Genomic DNA, 17524 nt, shown 5'->3' on the forward strand with positions numbered 1-17524 from the left:
GCAGCGCTAGTGGCCGGTCTTCTCGCGCAGCGCGGCGTCCTTGTCCAGCACCAGCTTCTCGAGATCCGCCTGGAACTGCGCCATCTTCGCCCGCAGGCCGTCGTCGGACGCCGCCAGGATGCGGACCGCCAGGAGGCCCGCGTTCCGCGCGCCGCCGACCGAGACCGTGGCCACCGGGACGCCCGCCGGCATCTGGACGATCGACAACAGGGAGTCCATCCCGTCCAGGTACTTCAGCGGCACCGGGACGCCGATCACCGGCAGCACCGTCGCCGACGCCACCATGCCCGGCAGGTGCGCCGCGCCACCCGCGCCCGCGATGATCACGCGAAGGCCCCGCGACGCCGCCGACGTCGCGTAGTCCAGCATGCGCTGCGGCGTGCGGTGCGCCGAATACACCCCGACCTCGTACTCGACGCCGAACTCGTCCAGTGCCGCGCCGGCCGCCTCCAGCACCGGCCAGTCCGAGTCGCTGCCCATGATCACGCCCACCTGCGGCGCCATACCGAACACTCCCGTCAGTGAATCTCGTAGCCGTCGAGCCAGACGGCGTGGGACAGCCAGTGCGCCGAGAGCAGCGCGCGGTTGCGCAGGTCGTCCATGCGCTCGCCGGTGAAGTTCACGTGCCCGAGCTTGCGCCCCGGCCGCTCCTGCTTGCCGTACAGGTGCACCCGGGCCTCCGGGTACCGCGCGAACAGGTGGTGCAGCCGCTCGTCCGGCCCCATTTCGGGCAGCTCGGGGGCCCCCAGCACGTTCGCCATCACGCACGCGGGCGCGATCAGGTCGGTCCGGCCCAGCGGGTAGTCGAGCACCGCCCGCAGGTGCTGCTCGAACTGCGACGTGCGCGCGCCGTCCATGGTCCAGTGCCCGGAGTTGTGCGGGCGCATCGCCAGCTCGTTCACCAGCAACCCGGTGTCGGTCTCGAACAGCTCGACCGCGAGCAGGCCGGTGACGTCCAGCGTGGACGCGACGCGCAGCGCCAGGTCCTGGGCCTCGTGCACCCGGTCCGGGCCGAGCCCCGGCGCCGGGGCGAGGACCTCGGTGTTGATGCCGCCGGTCTGCACCGTCTCGACCACCGGGTACGCCGCGCCCTGGCCGAAGGGCGAGCGGGCGACGAGCGCGGACAGCTCCCGCCGCATCGCCACCTTCTCCTCCACCAGCAGCGCCGTGCCCGCGGCCAGCAGCTCCGGCAAGGTCTCCCGCGCGTGCTGCGCGGTGTCCAGCATCCAGACGCCGCGGCCGTCGTACCCGCCGGTCGACGCCTTGAGCACCACCGGCCAGCCGTGCTCGCCGCCGAACGTCACGACGTCGTCCACTGTGGACACCTCGGAGAAGGCCGGGCCCGGCACGCCGAGGCCGGCCATCATTTCGCGCATCACGAGCTTGTTCTGCGCGAAGCCCAGCGCGGCCGGCGCCGGCCGGATGACGAAGCCCTCCATCGCCAGGGTCAGCAGGTGCTCGCCGGGCACGTGCTCGTGGTCGAAGGTGAGCACGTCGACCGAGGCCGCGAACTTCCGCAGGGCGTCCAGGTCGGTGTGGTGCCCCAGCGTGACGTCGCCGGCGACGAGCCCCGCGGCTTCGTTCTCGCCCGCGGCGAGCACGCGCAGGGACTGGCCGAGGGAGATCGCCGCCTGGTGGGTCATCCGGGCGAGCTGGCCGCCGCCCACCATGCCGACGACGGGCAGACCGGTGTGTTTGTCCATAGCGCCGACCAGACTAGACGGTGACCACCTGCGGTGACCGCCGGACCAGCCGTAGCTCACGCGCCGCCAGCCCGAGGATCCCGGCGGCCGCCGCGAGCACGTAGACGTTGCCCAGGACCGACCAGCCCAGGCCCCAGCCGAACTCCGCGTCCCCGCCGTTGGGCACCAGCATCACGACCTGCGAACCGAACAGGACCGCGACCGCCGCCGCGGCCCACCAGCGGGCCTTCACCAGCAGGAGCGTGACCAGCGGCACGCACCAGACCCAGTGGTGCGACCACGACACCGGGGACAGCAGCAGCCCGTAGAACGCCGTGACGAGCAAGGCCGCCCCCTCTTCGCCGCGCCGGTGCAGCCGCACCACCAGCCACACCGCGGGCCCGGCGAGCACCGCCGCCACCCCGACCGCCACCGCCAGCGACCAGGGCGCGAGGTGGGTGGCCCGGTTCACCAGCCCGTTGAGCGACTGGTTGAAGATCCAGTGCACCGACCCGACCCGGCTCGGGTCGGTCGCCGAATCCCGCCAGAACCGCGCCGCGTCGACCGGGATGACCGCGAACATCACCGCTTCGAGCGCCACGAACGTGGCCAGGGCCCGCAGCCCGTCCTTCCACCGGCCCGTGAAGAACAGGTGCGGCACGAAGATCAGCGGGGTCAGCTTGATCGCCGCCGCCACGCCGATCAGCACGCCCCCGAACCGCGACCCGCGTGCGGAGAGCACCAGGACGTCCAGCACCACGAACGCCATCAGTATCAAGTTGATCTGGCCCAGGAACAGTGTCTTCCACACCGGTTCCAGCGCCAGCGCGATGGCCGTTCCCGCCGGCAGTGCCCACCGGCTTCTTCCCAGAAGCGACGAGCCCCCCGGCGACGACGAAACCACCGTGATGACGACCATAAGCGCGACCACCGACAAAACCGCGATCACGCCCCAGACCAGGCCGGACGGCACCAGCGCGAGCGGCAGGAACAGCGGCGCGGCGGCCGGGGTGTAGGTGAACGGCAGCCGGACCCAGTCCGGCAGCGCGGTGAGCACGTCCCGGGTGTAGAGCGGGTCGCCGTGCAGCAGGGTCAGCGCCCCCGCGCGGTACACGGCGCTGTCCGCGCCCAGGTGCCACCCGGCCAGCCAGGCGATGACGCCCAGTCCCAGGAAAGCCAGCGCGATCCCCCCGGCGAGAAGACGGCCGGTGCGCGCCTCAGACGCCGGTCGTGACGTCGGCATGCTCGTCCGGAGCGTCCTTCTGCCTGGCCCGCTGCCTGGCCCGCCGCTGCAGGCCCCAGCGCAGGATCAGCGCGGCGGCGAGCACGACCGGCATCAGGATGTAGGCGTCCCCCACGATGTTCTGCCACACCTTCCAGTGCAGCTCGACGTTGCGGCCGTTCGGCAGGATCAGCAGCACGCAGCTGACGAACACGAACGCCACCAGGCCGGTCCCGACCCAGCGCTTCCACGCCGTCTTCGGGGTGGTCTTCGGCAGCCGCGAGACCAGCAGCACGATCAGCGGGATCACCCACACCCAGTGGTGGGTCCACGAGATCGGCGACATCAGCAGCGTCCAGAACGCGGTGACGAGCAGCGCGGCCAGCGCCTGGCCCTTGCGGTGGAAACGCATCAGGAGCCACAGCGCCGGGATCGCGAGCAGGAAACCGATGCCCATCGCCGCCTTCGACGCCCACGGCGCGAGGTCGGTGGCCCGGTTCATCAGCGCGTTCAGCGACTGGTTGCCCGCCCAGTGCACCGGCCCGATCCGGCCGGTGTCCGGCAGCGTGACCGTCCAGTACTTGGCGGCGTCGTGCGCGTTGATCAGGAACATCAGGCCCTGGAGCAGCACGAACGTCGCGAGGCCGCGCAGCGCGTCCTTGCGGCGGCCGGTGATGAACAGGTGCCCGAGGAACACCAGGGGGGTCAGCTTGATCGCCGCCGCGACACCGACCAGCACCCCGCCCCAGCGCAGGCCCGAGGCACGCTTTCCCGCCGAGGGCCCATCAGCACTGCCCCGGGCGCCGATGACCAGCATGTCCAGCAGGATCATGGCCATCAGGATCAGGTTGATCTGGCCGAGGAAGATCGTCCGCCACACCGGCTCGAGGGCCAGGCAGACCAGGAAGAACACGATGGTCGAGCGAGCGGGCGAGGCCCACCAGCGCGGCCCGTCCGAGGCCGGGCGCGGCAGCGCGCCGATCGCGATCCGGATCGACAGCGCCATCGCCCCCAGCGAGACGGCCGTGATCAGCCCCCAGGAAACCTGCGTCGGGAACGCCGCGAGCGGGACGAAGATCAGCGCCGCCGTGGGCGGGTAGGTGAACGGCAGCAGCGCCCACCACGGTTCGTCGGGCAGGGTGTTGGCGGCGTAGAGCGAGTCGCCGTGCAGCAGCGTCAGCGCGCCGGCCCGGTAGACCGCGCTGTCGACGCCGAGCACCCAGTCGTGCTGCCAGCCCCAGATGCCGTATCCGATCGCGACCAGCGGGATCACCGACAGGATCAGGATCGACCGCGGGCGGACGGACAGGCGGGCGAGTGACTTGCGCAGGGCCAGACGGTGCTGGGATCTGCCCGCGATTTCGCCGTCGACGTCGGTGGATACGGTCCGGGTCACCGCACCAGGAAATCATGACCGGCCCGGTCCCGGTCGGAAGGGTCCGGACGAAACCGGACTTTCCGGGTGTTCTACGCGCGCGCCAGGTGGGCCAGCAGGTCGCACACGAGCTCGTGGGTGGCGGGCAGCCGTACCGCCGACACGTGCGGCCGGCCGATGTCCGCCAGCTGGGCGTCGACCGACAGCCGTTCGTGCAACGCCCTTCGCAGCGCGACGCCGCGCGAAGCGACCCGGTCGTCCTTCGGGACCAGAGCCGCGACGATGGACGGTCCCAGCGAAGCGATGCTCTGCCCGCTGTCGAACACCGCCCGCAGCGCGTCCGCGACCAGGATCATCCCGGTCAGCCGCGCGAACCCGGCGATGGCGCTGAGGTCGAGCGAGACGACCAGCAGCACGTGGTCCTCCGCCGCCGGCCGCTCCCGCGCGGCGGCGGCGCGGTAGACCTCCGCGAGCCGGGTACGGAGGTAGGCGGCCGTGGGCAGGCCGGTCAGCGGGTCGGTGACCTCGGTGTGCACGAGCTGGTCGGTGGCGACGTCCGCCCAGGCCAGCGCGGTGGTGCGGAGCAGCCGCGCCGGCGTGGCGTCGAGGTCCGGCGCGACGAACTCGTCGCCGTCGTGGCCGAGCACCGCGTGCAGGGCGGCGAGGTCGGCGAGGGTCTCCGCGAGCCCCGCACCGGCCGCCGCGCGGGCCCTGGCCAGGCCGGCCAGCGCCGTTTCGGCGGCTTCGACGCGTCCCTTGGCCATCACGGCCGCGCAGACGGCGTCGACTTCGGGCAGCGCCCAGTCACTGGGGAAGCGCCAGCCTGCGGCGAGGCTGGCCGTCCGCCAGCGGGCGCGCAACGCCCGCAGGGCAGCGTCGCGCTCGACCTTGGCGGGTGGGGTGTCACCGGAGCCGGGTCGCGAAGCCGGAAGATCCACTGGCCTCCCGCCCCTTTCGTCCGGTTCGTTTCGATCTTGCGGAGTACTTCACGGTGAGGACGTGTCCCGGTGGACGCCGTGACGCGTACTGACCAGTTTTTGTCGTGGAGCTTCCTGGCCTCCCCCCGGGGATGGGTGATTTTGCTCCGCCGTCGGAGTCATGACGCCGACCACGACGTGACGGCCGGAGGTGGGTCAGTCACACTTGTCCCGCGCCCCGGATCCGCCGGTAATGGCAGGTCCTGGCCTTAGCCGACCGAGGAGTGCCGTGTCCATCGTTCCCGCCGATCTCAGCGGAAAGAGTGACGCCGAGCTGATTGCGGACGTCCGTTCCGGGAAGATCGCGTCGTACGGGACGCTCTACGAACGGCACACCGGTGCGGCCCGCAATCTGGCCCGTCAGCTGGCCCGCTCGAGCTCCGAAGCCGACGACCTCGTGTCCGAGGCGTTCGCCAAAGTGCTCGACACGCTCCGTGGCGGCAAGGGTCCCGACACAGCCTTCCGGGCGTACTTGCTGACCGCGCTGCGTCACACCGCGTACGACCGCACCCGCAAGGAACGCCGGGTCGACCTCAACGAGGACATGACCGACGTCGGCGGCGCCGCGGCCGAAGCGCTCACCGTGCCCTTCTCCGACACCGCGGTCGCCGGGCTCGAACGGACGATGGCCGCCAGGGCGTTCTCGCGGTTGCCGGAACGCTGGCAGGCGGTGCTCTGGCACACCGAGATCGAGCAGCAGAGCCCGGCCGAGGTCGCGCCGCTGCTGGGCCTGACCGCGAACGGCGTCTCCGCACTCGCCTACCGTGCCCGTGAAGGGCTCCGCCAGGCGTACCTGCAGGTGCACCTGCAGGAAAACGCCGGCGAACGCTGCCGGGCCTGCACCGAGCGGCTCGGCGCGTGGACGCGCGACGGACTGTCCAAGCGGGAACGGTCCCAGGTCGAGAACCACCTCGACGAGTGCGACTCGTGCCGGGCGCTGGCCGCGGAACTCGCCGACGTCAACGGCGGGTTGCGGGCGATCATCGCCCCGATCGTCCTGGGCGGCGCCGCGCTGGGCTACCTCGCCACCATCGGTGCCGCGAAGGCGAGCGCGGCCACGGCGGCCACCGCGGGCGCGGCCGCCGCCGGTGCCGCAGTGGCCGGCGGCAAGGCCGGTGCCGCCGGGGGTGCCGCCGCCGCGGGGCCCCGCCAGTTCGCCGGGGTCGCCGCCTCCGGCACGGCGATCGTCGCGGCCGTCGTCATCGCCCTCACCGCGGGCGGCGGGACGCAGGAGATCCCGGTCGCCGCCCAGGTGCCGCCGCCGTCGGCCCAGCCGGTCGAACCGCCCGCCCCGAAGCCCCCGCCACCCGCACCGGTGCAGGAGCCGGCGCAGCAGCCGGTCCCCCAGCCCCCCGCGCCGCCCGCGGCTCCGCCGGTCGAGCCCGCCCCGCCGCCGGTCGAACCGCCGGCCCCCGCACCGCCGGTCGTGCCGGCCCCGCCCGCCCCGGCACCGCCGTCGATGTCCGCGACGGCCCCGCCGGACGGCGTCGAGCTGAGCCCGGGCACCGCGGCGAACCTGCCGATCACCGTGCGCAACAACGGGGGCAGCCCGTCCGATCCGGTGGCCGTCGCGCTGAAGCTGCCCCGCGGGGTGCACGCGGTCGACACCGGCGGTGGCGGGGCGGCGATGGCCCGCGCGCAGGCCGACGGCCCGATCTCGGTCAACTGCCCCGGCGGCGACGGCACGGTCACCTGCAAAACCGGCGCCGGCCTGCAACCCGGCCAGAGCGCGACGCTGAACTTCCGGCTGCGGGCCGACGAAGACGCCGAGGGCGGCACGGTGACCGGGTCGGTCACGGCCGGCGTGCAGATCTCCGTCACCGTGAGCGTCAAGGTCACCGTGAAGGTCCCGCCGGACGCCGTGGTCCTGGAAGCGCAGGGCGACGGGCTCTCGGCGTTCCCGTGGACCCACGACCCGCTGGTCTACGTGCGGGTCCGCAACACCGGCGAGACGACGAGGCCGGTCACGGTCACCTTCGACCGCCCGCTCCGGCAGTGGTGGAGCCTGCGCGGCTTCCCCTGCACGCCGACGGCCGAGGGCGCGAGCTGCACGACGAAGAGCGCGGTGGCCCCCGGCCAGCACGTCAACCTGTGGGTGCGGCTGAAGGGCCGTCCCGGCAACGGGCAGGTGACGATCACCGCGCAGCTCGGCCGGGCGTCGGCGCCGCCGGTGACGGTGGACTTCGGCTGCTGGCGCCACTGGTGTGGCAACGACCCGCTGCCCACGACGACCCCGTCGGTCCCGGTGCCCTCGGTCACGACGCCGTCGAAACCGCCGAAGCCGACCCCGTCGAAGCCGACGTCGAAACCGCCGGCGACGACGGACACCGACGAACCGGCGCCCACCTCGACGGTGTCCCCGACCACGACGAGCGCACCGCCGCGGTCCGGCGGGAAGCCCGGAGCCAAGCCGCCGACCGGCACCCCCGAACAGGCTTTCGGCTGGCTGACCGGGTAGCGTCCGGCCGGTGCGCGAGCTGCTGAAAAAGCATCGCGAGCTCCTCCGCTTCGCCGTCGTCGGCGGGATCAGCTTCGTGATCACGATGTCCGTCAACTACGGCCTGAAGTTCACCGTGCTGCGGACCCACCCGGTGACGGCGCTGATCGTCGGCGTCCTGGTCGCGACGATCTTTTCCTACGTCGCCAACCGCGAGTGGTCGTTCCGCGCCCGCGGCGGCCGGGAGCGGGCGCACGAGGCCGCGCTGTTCTTCTTCTTCAGCGGCATCGCGCTGGGCCTGAACGCGCTGCCGCAGTGGTTCTCGCGGTACGTGCTGGACCTGCAGGCGCCGCGGCTGTCGCCGTTCGGCGTCGAGGTGGCCGACTTCGTCAGCGGCATCGTCATCGGCACGCTGCTGGGCACGTTGTTCCGGTGGTGGGCCTTCAAGAAGTGGGTCTTCCCGGACGAAGACGGCCGCTCCACCGCGGTGCCGGCCGAGGCCACCGAAGATCCGGACATTCACGACAGCAAGGCCGCCTGACCCACGGGTGGTGGCCGGTCCTCCTAGACTGCTGGGTGTGACCGTTGTGGAAACCGTGCTCAAGCGCACGCCGGAACCACTGCGTTCGGTGCTGATCAAGCACCGGGAGCTGCTGAAGTTCGCGATCGTGGGCGGCACGACGTTCCTGGTCGACAACGGGGTCTGGTACGCGCTCAAGCTGACGGTGCTGGAGCCGAAGCCGACCACGGCGAAGGCGATCGCGATCATCGTCGCGACCATCGTGTCCTACATCCTCAACCGCGAGTGGTCCTTCCGGACCCGCGGCGGGCGCGAACGGCACCACGAAGCGGCACTGTTCTTCGTCATCAGCGGCATCGCGGTGGGCGTCAACCTGGTCCCCCTGATCGTCTCGCGGTACGTGCTCGACCTCGAGGTCCCGCACGTGACGTTCCTGGTGCAGGAGATCGCGGACTTCGCGAGCGGCTCCATCATCGGCATGCTGCTGGCCATGTTCTTCCGCTTCTGGGGCTTCAAGAAGTGGGTGTTCCCGGACGAGCTGGGCGAGCGGCGGCGGGACAACGACCAGGTCACCCGCCTGCACTGACCCCGATCCGGAAACTACTTGTCTTTTGACATGTAGTTGTCTATCGTCATCCTCGTCAGTGTTCCTTCGTGAGGACGCCGTCCGGGTTCGGCCGGGCGAGCGGGACGATTCGAGGTGGTTTCCGAGCGCGAAGAGGTCGCATCCGTCCGCGGATGACGATGGAGCCTTTTCCCGACTCGACGGGGCGTGCTGAAGCACGTCCACCGCCCCTCTCGTCCCTTCTTCACGAGGATCTTCCTTGACCACGATTGCGCCTTCGCGCGCCCAAAAACGCGCCCTCACCGGCCTGTTCCTGTCCGTCTTCCTCGCGATGCTCGACGCCCAGGTCGTCGCCACCGCACTCCCCCGGATCGCCGCCGAGTTCGGCGGAACCGGGGCCTACGCCTGGGTCACCACCGCCTACCTGCTCGCCGGGAGCGCCACCGCGCCCCTCTACGGCAAGCTCGGTGACGTCTTCGGCCGCAACCGCGTGCTCCTGGGCGCGCTCGCCCTTTTCCTGCTCGGCTCCCTCGCCTGCGGACTCGCGCCGTCGGCCGGGACGCTGATCGCGGGGCGGGTGCTGCAGGGCGCCGGCTCCGGTGGCCTGTTCGTCTCCGTCGGCGCTTCGCTCGGCGAAATGTTCACGCCCCGCGAAGGCGCGAAGTACTTCGGGTGGTTCTCGCTCTGCTTCGCCGTCGCTTCGCTCGCCGGTCCGGTCGTCGGCGGCCTGCTCACCGGGCTCGCCGGCTGGCGGTCGATCTTCCTGGTCAACCTGCCGCTCGGGCTGGTCGCCCTGGTGCTGCTCCGCTCCCTCGACCTGCCGAGACGACGCCGCGAAGCGCCGTTCGACTTCGCCGGCGTGCTCCTGCTGGGCACGACGATCACCGGGTTCACCCTGCTCACGCCGTGGTCGATCGCCCTCGGCACGGCAGCGGCGGCGGCGTTCCTGTACGTCGAACGGCGAGCCGAAGCGCCGGTGCTGCCCCTGCGGTTGTTCCGCGACCGGACGTTCACCGTGGCCGTCCTGCTCAGCGTGCTGGCCGGGTTCGCGTTCCTCGGCTCGGTCAACTACATCGCGGCTCTCCTGCAGGCCGACGCCGGCCCGGCGGAAGGCGGGCTGCGGCTGCTTCCGATGACGCTGGCCGTTTCGCTCTCCTCCGTCGTCGCGAGCAAGGTCATCGCCCGCACCGGCGCCTACCGGTGGGCGCCGCGGCTGAGCATGGCGCTCGGCCTGCTCGCCGTGCTCGGCCTGCTCACCCTGGACGGCCTGTTCCCCGTCCTCGGCTGCCTGGTCGTCTTCGGTCTCGCGGCCGGGCTGAACATGCAAGTCCTCACCATGGCCACGCAGAACACCGCGCCACCGGCGGACCGCGGCGCGGTCGCCGCCGGCGTCAGCCTCGCCCGTGCGCTCGGCTCGGCCCTCGGCCCGGTCGCGCTCGGCTTCGCCTACACCGCCGGCACCCACGGCGTCTTCCTCGCCCTGCTGCCGGTGCTCGCCCTCGGGCTCGTCACGGCGCTCGCCCTTCCCCACGTTCCGCTCGACCGCTAGGAGAACCCATCATGATCTTCGTCCTCGGCGCCACCGGCAAGATCGGCCGCGCCCTCGTCCCCGCCCTCCTCGACGCCGGCGCCACCGTCCGCGCCCTGACCCGCGACCCGGCCAAGGCCCGCATCGATCCGCGCGCCGAAACCGTCCGGGGCGACCTCGACACCTCGGACCTGCCCGCCCTGCTGGCGGGCGCGGACCGCGTGTTCGTGCTGACCCAGGGCCACAGCGCCGACCGGGAAGCGGCGGTCGCCCAGGCCGCCGCCCAGGCCGGCGTCACCCACCTGGTCAAGCTCTCCACCACCGGCGTCCACTTCGGACAGAAGGACGCCATCACCCGCGCACACGCCGAAGCCGAGCAGGCGATCCGCGAAGCGGGGCCGGCGTGGACGATCCTGCGGCCCGGTGCCTTCATGGACAACCGGTTCGCGTGGCTCGGCTCGATCCGCGAAGAGAACGCCGTGTACGTGCCCGAAGGCGACCCGGCGTCCGCGCTGGTCGACGTCAGGGACATCGCCGCGGTCGCGACGCTCGCCCTCACGACGTCCGGCCACGAAGGCGCGACCTACGAGCTCACCGGCGGCGAAGCCCTCAGCACCGAGCAGCAGGTCGCCGCTCTGTCGGAAGCCCTCGGCCGGTCGGTGGAGTACGTCGAGGAACCGGAAAGCGCGGCCCGTGACCGCATGGCCCGGATGTACGGCTGGCCCGCGCAAGCCATCGACGGCTTCTTCGCGCTCAAGCGGGAGTCCGCCGCGCACGAACACACCGTCTTCGACACCGTCGAGCGGCTGCTCGGCAGGCCGCCGCTGACTTTCGCGTCCTGGGCACGGGAGAACGCGGCTGTGTTCGCCCACCGTCTCCAGGAGTGACGGCGGCGAGGTGAGCCCGTCCCGTCGCGTCTAGCGCGGGACGGGCTCGGCCGGCCAGCGCACCCCGGGGACGTCACTCGGCCGCGGGACCTTGAGGAACAGGCTGAACACCGCCGGACGGCGGTTCGACAGCTCCAGGCGACCGCCGTCCGCCTCGACCAGTGCCCGGGCCAGTGCCAGCCCGACGCCGGTCGAGCCGCCGCCGGAGAAGCCGCGTTCGAAGATGTGGGGCGCGAGCTCGTCCGGCACGCCGGGGCCGGTGTCACTGACCTCGATCACCACCGTGCCCTCGGCGTCGCCGCGGCGGGCGATGAGCGTCACCGTGCCCGACCCGTGGCGCAGTGCGTTGTCCAGCAGCACCCCGACCACCTCGCGGAGGCGTCCCGGCGTGGCGCGCGCCATCAGCCCGTCGGCCACGCGCGTGCGCAGGTTGCGGCCCTCCGACCGGAGCAGCTCGCGCCACTCCTGCGCCATCCGGGGCAGCTGCGTCGGCAGGTCCACCGGTTCCGCGCCGACCTCGCGGGCCGCGCGGGCCGCCGCCAGCAGCTCGTTGAGCGCCTCCGCGAGCCGGTCGGCCTGCTCCTGGGCGGCCTTCGACTCGTCGGCCACCTCGTCGTCCGGGTGCACCGTGAGCGGTTCCAGCCGCAGCTGCAACGCCGTCAGCCGGCTGCGCAGCTGGTGCGAGACGTCCCCGACGAGCTGGCGTTCCCGCTGCACGAGCTGGGCCAGTGCGGTGCCGGACGCGTCCAGCGCTTCGGCGACCATGTCGAGCTCGCCGACGCCGTAGCGGCTCGGGTCGGGCCGGAAATCGCCGCCGCCGAGCCGGGCCGCGCGTTCGGCGACGTGCCGCAACGGCTTCGCCAGCCGGCGGGCCGTCGCGATCGCCACGACCGCGCCGGTGCCCACCGACAGCAGCACCAGCAGCACCACGACCAGCGTCACCGTCGTCTGCCGTTCGTGCATCGGGCCGGCCGGAACGGCGATCTCCACCTTGCCGTCCCGGGCCAGGTCGGCCGTCTCGGTGACGGTCTCGGGGCCGGGACTGCTGCCGTAGCGCTTCTCGGTCTGGCCGCTGGCCCGCACGGTGAGCAGCCCGTTGGCCGGGACCGCCGCGCGCACCTGGTCGAGGTCGATCTCCTGCCCGTTGGCGATCTCGGTGTCGAGGATCGCCGCCGCCGCGCGGGCGTTCTCGGCGAGCGTCTCGCGGTAGCTGGACTCGATCTGCCAGCTCGCCACGATCCCCAGCGGGATGCCCAGTACCGCCGCGGTGACGGCGACGGCCAGCAGGATGGCCAGCAGGATGCGGCGGCGCACGGCTTATTCGGCGTTGAAGCGGAAGCCGACGCCGCGGACGGTCGCGATCCGCCGCTCGCCGTCGTGGGTCTTGCTGGTCCGGCCGGCGGCCTCGTCGGCGGCGATGGCGAGCTTCCGGCGCAGCCACGACATGTGCATGTCGAGCGTCTTGGACGTCTTCGACTCGAGGTCGTTCCAGACCTCGGCGAGGATCTCGTCGCGGCTGACGACCTGCCCGGCGCGGCTCATCAGCACCCGCAGCAGCTCGAACTCCTTGTTCGCCAGCTGCACCTCGTGGTTGTCCACGGTGACCAGCCGGGCGGCGAGGTCCATCCGCACCCCGCCGGCCTCCAGCACCTCGGGCACCCGGCGGCGCAGCAGCGCGCGGATCCGGGCCAGCAGCTCGGCGAGCCGGAACGGCTTGGCGACGTAGTCGTCGGCGCCCGCGTCCAGGCCGACGACGAAGTCGACCTCGTCGGTGCGGGCGGTGAGCATCAGGACGGGCAGCTCGGTGCCGGCGGCGCGCAGGCGGCGGCAGACCTCCAGACCGTCCATCCCGGGCAGACCGAGGTCCAGGACGAGCAGGTCGACGCGCTGGGCGGCGGTGGCGTCGAGCACCGAAGGGCCGTCGGTGACGACGTGGATCTCGTATCCCTCACGTTCGAGGGCGCGGGAGAGCGGTTCGGCGATAGCCGGATCGTCTTCGGCGAGTAGGACCATGCTCACCTGGCCAACTCTACGGCGAGCGGACGTGAAAACATCGTGATCGTGCCTGGCTACGAAGATGATCTGGCTCTCGCCACCCGGCTGGCCGACGCCGCCGACACCATCACGACGGCGCGGTTCCGCGCTCTGGACCTGGCGGTGGAGCGCAAACCCGACCGCACTCCGGTGACCGACGCCGATACCGCGGTCGAGGACGCGATCCGGTCCCTGCTGGCCGAAGCGCGGCCGGACGACGCGGTGCTCGGCGAGGAGCGCGGCGGCTCGGCCGCGACGGGCCGCGCGTGGGTGCTCGACCCGATCGACGGGACCAAGAACTTCCTACGAGGTGTACCCGTCTGGGCGACCCTCATCGCCCTGGTGGAGGACGGTGACCCGGTGGTCGGCATGATCAGCGCGCCCCTGCTGGGCCGCCGCTGGTGGGCGGCTTCGGGCGCCGGGGCGTTCTCGAGCGACTCGGCCGGCACCCGCCGGCTGGCGGTTTCGAAGGTTTCGTCCCTTTCGGACGCTTATCTGTCCACAACGGACATCAACTCGTGGCGCGAGTACCACTCGCGCGAGAAGTACCTCGACCTGGTGGACGCGTGCTGGGAGAGCCGCGCGTTCGGCGACTTCTGGCACCACGTGCTGGTGGCCGAAGGGGCGCTGGACGTGGCGGCGGAGTGCATCGTCAACCCCTGGGACGTCGCGGCGGCGCAGGTGATCGTCACCGAGGCCGGTGGCCGGTTCAGCGATCTGGACGGCGTCGCGAAGTACGACAACGGCAGCGCCCTGTCGACGAACGGCCGGCTGCACGACGAAGCGCTGGCGATCCTCAGGCGGTAACCGGGTAGGCCGCTTGGCGGGCACTTCTTGACCGGTCTGAACCACCGGTGGTTCACTCCCAGTGCTCGCCGGTGCACCCGGTCTTCTGACAACGTTGTCAACCCGGGCGGCCCGCTCACTCCGGGAGGAAGAGCATGCGCAGAGTCGTCACCGCGGCTTTGATCGTCCCCCTCGTCACGGCGGTCGCACCCGCGGCCGCCGAACCCCTGAACCGAGACTTCGCCGCCTACGTCAACCCGTTCGTGGGCGCGAAGGCCGGCGACACGCCCGAGACCAACACCTACGCCGGCGACACGTTCCCCGGCGCCGACGTCCCCTTCGGCATGGTGCAGTGGAGCCCCGACACACCCCTGCAGCCCAAGCCGCCCGCCGGCCAGGGCCGGTACTACGCCCGGGACCGCGACGGCGGCTACGCCTGGGAAGAGAACCGCCTCCGCGGCTTCAGCCTCACCCACTTCAACGGCGCCGGCTGCGGCGGCGCCGCGGGCGACGTCCCGTTCCTGCCGATCGCCGGAAACCTGACGACGTCCCCCGCCGTCGACGCGGCGAAGTACTTCCCCACCTTCAGCCACGCGAACGAATCGGCGTCACCCGGCTACTACAAGGTGACGACCGATTCGGGCGTCACCACCGAGCTGACCGCGACCCAGCGCTCCGGCCTGGGCCGCTTCACCTTCCCGAAGAACACCCCCGCCACGCTGCTGATCGACGTCGCGCAGTCCGCGATGGGCAGCGACGACGCCGCCGTGACCGTCGACCCGGCCCGGCGCACCGTCGAAGGCTGGGTCTCCAGCGGCCACTTCTGCCGCGGCCCGAACACCTACAAGGTCTACTTCACCGCCTCGTTCGACCAGCCGTTCACGACGTCCGGAACCTGGCAGGACGCCACCGTGACGCCTAGCGGCACCAGCGCCCGCGGCGGCAACCTGAGCAAGGCGACGTGGGACAAGCAGGTCGTCACCGCCGAGGGCGGCTCCGGCGCCTACCTGACCTTCGACCCGGCGAAACCGGTCCAGGTCCGGGTCGGCTTGTCCTATGTGGACGCGGCCGGGGCGCGGCTCAACGCCGCACTGGAACAGCGGCACGACTCCTTCGACGCCGTGAAGGGCAACGCGCGCAGAGCGTGGAACGACCGGCTGCGCCAGATCGCCGTCGAAGGCGGCACGGACGCGGCGACCAGGACGTTCTACACCGCGCTGTACCACACGCTCCTGCAGCCGAACGTGTTTTCCGATGTGGACGGTCGCTATCCCGGGTTCGACAAAGCGATCCACCACGCCAAGCCGGGCCACGCCCAGTACGCGAACTTCTCCGGCTGGGACACCTACCGCGACGAGGTCCAGCTGCTGTCGCTGCTCGCCCCGCACGAAGCCGCCGACATGGCGCAGTCGATGCTCAACCAGGCGGACCAGGCGGGCGGCATCTGGGACCGCTGGTCGCAGAACAACGACTTCATGGGCGTGATGGGCGGCGACCCGTACCACTCGATCATCGCCAGCACGTACGCCTTCGGTGCCACCGGCTTCGACGCCCGCAGCGCCCTGAAGTCCATGGTGGGCGGCGCCACCCGCGTCCAGCAGGCGGGCGAACGCGCCCTCGAACGCCCGGGTCTCTCGGACTACCTGACGCTGGGCTACCACCCCAACAACGTCTCCGACATGCTCGAAGAGACGACCGCGGACTTCGGCATCGCGCAGCTGGCTCAGCGGCTCGGCGATCCCGGGACGTACCACCAGTTCATGAGCCGCGCCCAGTACTGGGAAAACGTGTACAACCCCGCCACGGGCTACCTGCAGACCCGGATGCGCGACGGCCAGTTCCTTTCGCCGTTCGATCCGGCCCAGTACCAGGAAATGCGCTACCAGGAAGGGAACGCGGCGCAGTACACCTGGATGGTGCCGTACAACGTCCGCGGTCTCTTCGACGCGATGGGCGGCGACGACGCCGTGAAGAAGCGACTCGACTTCTTCTTCACGAAGCTGAACAGCGACGCGAGCTCGCCGTACGCGTTCATGTCGAACGAGCCGTCGTTCGAGGTGCCGTGGGAGTACGCCTACGCGGGCGCGCCGTCGAAGACACAGGACATCGTGCGGCGCTCGGCGGAGCTGTTGTTCAAGCCGGGCGAAGACGGCCTGCCCGGCAACGACGACCTCGGCGCGACGTCGGCGTGGTACGTCTTCGCCGCGCTCGGCATGTACCCGGAGGCGCCCGGGCGTGCGGAACTGGTACTGGCAAGCCCGATGTTCCCCAAGATCACGCTGACCCGGGCCACCGGGCAGCGGATCACGATCACCGCGCCCGGCGCGTCGAGTCCGGTGAAGTACGTGCAGAACCTGAAGGTGAACGGCCGGCCGAGCACGAAACCGTGGCTGCCGGAGTCCTTCGCGGTGAACGGCGGCCGGCTCGACTTCACGCTCGGCGCGTCGCCGACGTCGTGGGGTTCGGGCAGGGCCGACGCGCCGCCGTCGTTCCGCGACGGCGAAGTGCCGGTGCGCGGCCGGGTCGGTCCGGGCCGGGTCGTGGTCGCCCCCGGCGGAAGCACCAGCGCCACGGTGACCGTCGAAGGCATCACCGGCGCGGGCACGATGTCCTGGCAGGCGAAGCCGACGGCGGGGATCACCGTGACGCCGTCGAGCGGGACGCTCACCGTGGGCGCGCACAGGACCGCGTCCCAGCAGGTGCGGATCACCGCGGCGGCCGGGACTCCGGACACGTACACGAGCGTGCCGGTGAGCTTCAGCGGGCAGCCGGTGCCCGCGTACCTGCCGGTGACCGTCGGAAAGCCGGGGACGCTGCACGCGGCGAACACGAACGTCGGCGTCACGGACGACAAGCTCGTCCAGTACGGCGACTTCGGCGAAACCGACCTCTACCCGGGCGGGTTCGCGTTCTCGTACTCGGCGCAGGGGTTCGCCGCCAACGGCATCACGCCGGGTGGGACGGTGACCGCGAACGGGCAGCAGTTCCGCTGGCCGTCGAGCCCGACCGGGTCGCCGGACAACGTGATCGCGGCGGGGCAAACGCTGGCGGTGGACGCGCCGGCGGGGGCGACAAAGCTGTCGTTCCTCGGCGCGGCGACCGGCGCCGACGCCCAGGGCACGGTGACGGTCACCTACACCGACGGCTCTACGCAGCAAGCTTCTCTGGGCCTGTCGGAGTGGCTGCTGAAGGGTGGTGAGGAGACGCCGCAGTTCGGGAACACGGTGGTCGCGAAGGTGCCCTACGTGAACTCGGCGTTCCCGAGGTACATGTTCCGGCTGCAGCGGCCGTACACGTCATACCTGTTCACGACGGCCCCGATCGCCCTGGACCCGGCCAAGCAGGTCCGCACCATCACCCTGCCCACGTCGACCGGCGCGGGACAGGCGCACATCTTCACCTTCGCGGTGAGCTGACGACCGGCACTTTCACGTGAAAGTGACCACCTGCTCGCTGGTGAACCGCGCCCAGTCGTAGCGGTTGCCCTGCTCGCGCCAGAACACCTCCCAGG

At 71.7% G+C, this 17524-nt stretch carries 14 protein-coding genes; 7 read left to right on the forward strand and 7 right to left on the reverse strand.

Translation table 11 applies throughout. The annotated features are described in order from the left end of the window. Positions 1 to 6: 6 nt before the first annotated feature. The 5 genes from purE to AB0F15_RS39020 form a co-directional block, all read right to left on the reverse strand. A complete protein-coding gene (purE, locus tag AB0F15_RS39000) occupies positions 7 to 504 on the reverse strand; it encodes a 5-(carboxyamino)imidazole ribonucleotide mutase (protein ID WP_360281814.1) in 498 nt (165 codons plus the stop codon). A 14-nt stretch (positions 505 to 518) separates the two neighbouring features. Beyond that, positions 519 to 1703: a 5-(carboxyamino)imidazole ribonucleotide synthase gene (locus AB0F15_RS39005; protein WP_360281816.1), complete on the reverse strand. Its 1185-nt coding sequence runs from the start codon at positions 1701 to 1703 to the stop codon at positions 519 to 521. A gap of 13 nt (positions 1704 to 1716) precedes the next feature. Beyond that, positions 1717 to 2925 (reverse strand): glycosyltransferase 87 family protein, encoded by a 1209-nt coding sequence (locus AB0F15_RS39010; protein WP_360281818.1) that lies wholly within the window; start codon positions 2923 to 2925, stop codon positions 1717 to 1719. Next, a complete protein-coding gene (locus tag AB0F15_RS39015; protein WP_360281820.1) occupies positions 2900 to 4300 on the reverse strand; it encodes a glycosyltransferase 87 family protein in 1401 nt (466 codons plus the stop codon). The genes AB0F15_RS39010 and AB0F15_RS39015 overlap by 26 nt, the downstream gene beginning before the upstream one ends. 71 nt (positions 4301 to 4371) lie before the next feature. Then, positions 4372 to 5217, reverse strand: a complete 846-nt coding sequence (locus AB0F15_RS39020; protein ID WP_360281822.1) for a GGDEF domain-containing protein — start codon at positions 5215 to 5217, stop codon at positions 4372 to 4374. 268 nt (positions 5218 to 5485) lie between these two features. On the opposite strand from AB0F15_RS39020, the gene AB0F15_RS39025 reads away from it, so the two are divergent. From AB0F15_RS39025 to AB0F15_RS39045, 5 genes are all read left to right on the forward strand, one after another. Continuing rightward, positions 5486 to 7714, forward strand: coding sequence for a sigma-70 family RNA polymerase sigma factor (locus tag AB0F15_RS39025; RefSeq protein WP_360281824.1), 2229 nt, complete (start codon positions 5486 to 5488; stop codon positions 7712 to 7714). 10 nt (positions 7715 to 7724) lie between these two features. Continuing rightward, a complete protein-coding gene (locus AB0F15_RS39030; RefSeq protein ID WP_360281826.1) occupies positions 7725 to 8234 on the forward strand; it encodes a GtrA family protein in 510 nt (169 codons plus the stop codon). Between the two features lie 37 nt (positions 8235 to 8271). Continuing rightward, complete coding sequence (locus AB0F15_RS39035) at positions 8272 to 8799, forward strand: GtrA family protein (protein ID WP_360281827.1); 528 nt, start codon at positions 8272 to 8274, stop codon at positions 8797 to 8799. A gap of 238 nt (positions 8800 to 9037) precedes the next feature. Beyond that, on the forward strand, positions 9038 to 10327 hold the full coding sequence (locus AB0F15_RS39040; RefSeq protein ID WP_360281829.1) for an MFS transporter: 1290 nt from the start codon (positions 9038 to 9040) through the stop codon (positions 10325 to 10327). A gap of 11 nt (positions 10328 to 10338) precedes the next feature. Continuing rightward, entirely contained in the window at positions 10339 to 11193 is an 855-nt protein-coding gene (locus tag AB0F15_RS39045) for an NAD(P)H-binding protein (RefSeq protein WP_360281831.1), read from the forward strand. Positions 11194 to 11223: 30 nt separating this feature from the next. Here the strand turns inward: AB0F15_RS39045 and AB0F15_RS39050 are convergent, their stop codons facing one another. Both AB0F15_RS39050 and AB0F15_RS39055 read right to left on the reverse strand, forming a co-directional pair. Beyond that, positions 11224 to 12507, reverse strand: a complete 1284-nt coding sequence (locus tag AB0F15_RS39050) for an ATP-binding protein (protein ID WP_360281833.1) — start codon at positions 12505 to 12507, stop codon at positions 11224 to 11226. A 3-nt stretch (positions 12508 to 12510) separates the two neighbouring features. Beyond that, positions 12511 to 13206 carry a response regulator transcription factor gene (locus tag AB0F15_RS39055; protein WP_360281839.1) on the reverse strand — a complete coding sequence of 232 codons (696 nt, stop codon included), beginning with the start codon at positions 13204 to 13206 and terminating at the stop codon, positions 12511 to 12513. 42 nt (positions 13207 to 13248) lie between these two features. On the opposite strand from AB0F15_RS39055, the gene hisN reads away from it, so the two are divergent. Beyond that, entirely contained in the window at positions 13249 to 14034 is a 786-nt protein-coding gene (gene hisN, locus AB0F15_RS39060) for a histidinol-phosphatase (RefSeq protein WP_360281835.1), read from the forward strand. A gap of 134 nt (positions 14035 to 14168) precedes the next feature. Further along, complete coding sequence (locus AB0F15_RS39065) at positions 14169 to 17429, forward strand: GH92 family glycosyl hydrolase (protein ID WP_360281837.1); 3261 nt, start codon at positions 14169 to 14171, stop codon at positions 17427 to 17429. The last annotated feature ends 95 nt before the right edge of the window (positions 17430 to 17524 follow it).

This window comes from Amycolatopsis sp. NPDC026612 (genome assembly GCF_040638285.1).
Taxonomy (GTDB): Bacteria; Actinomycetota; Actinomycetes; order Mycobacteriales; family Pseudonocardiaceae; genus Amycolatopsis.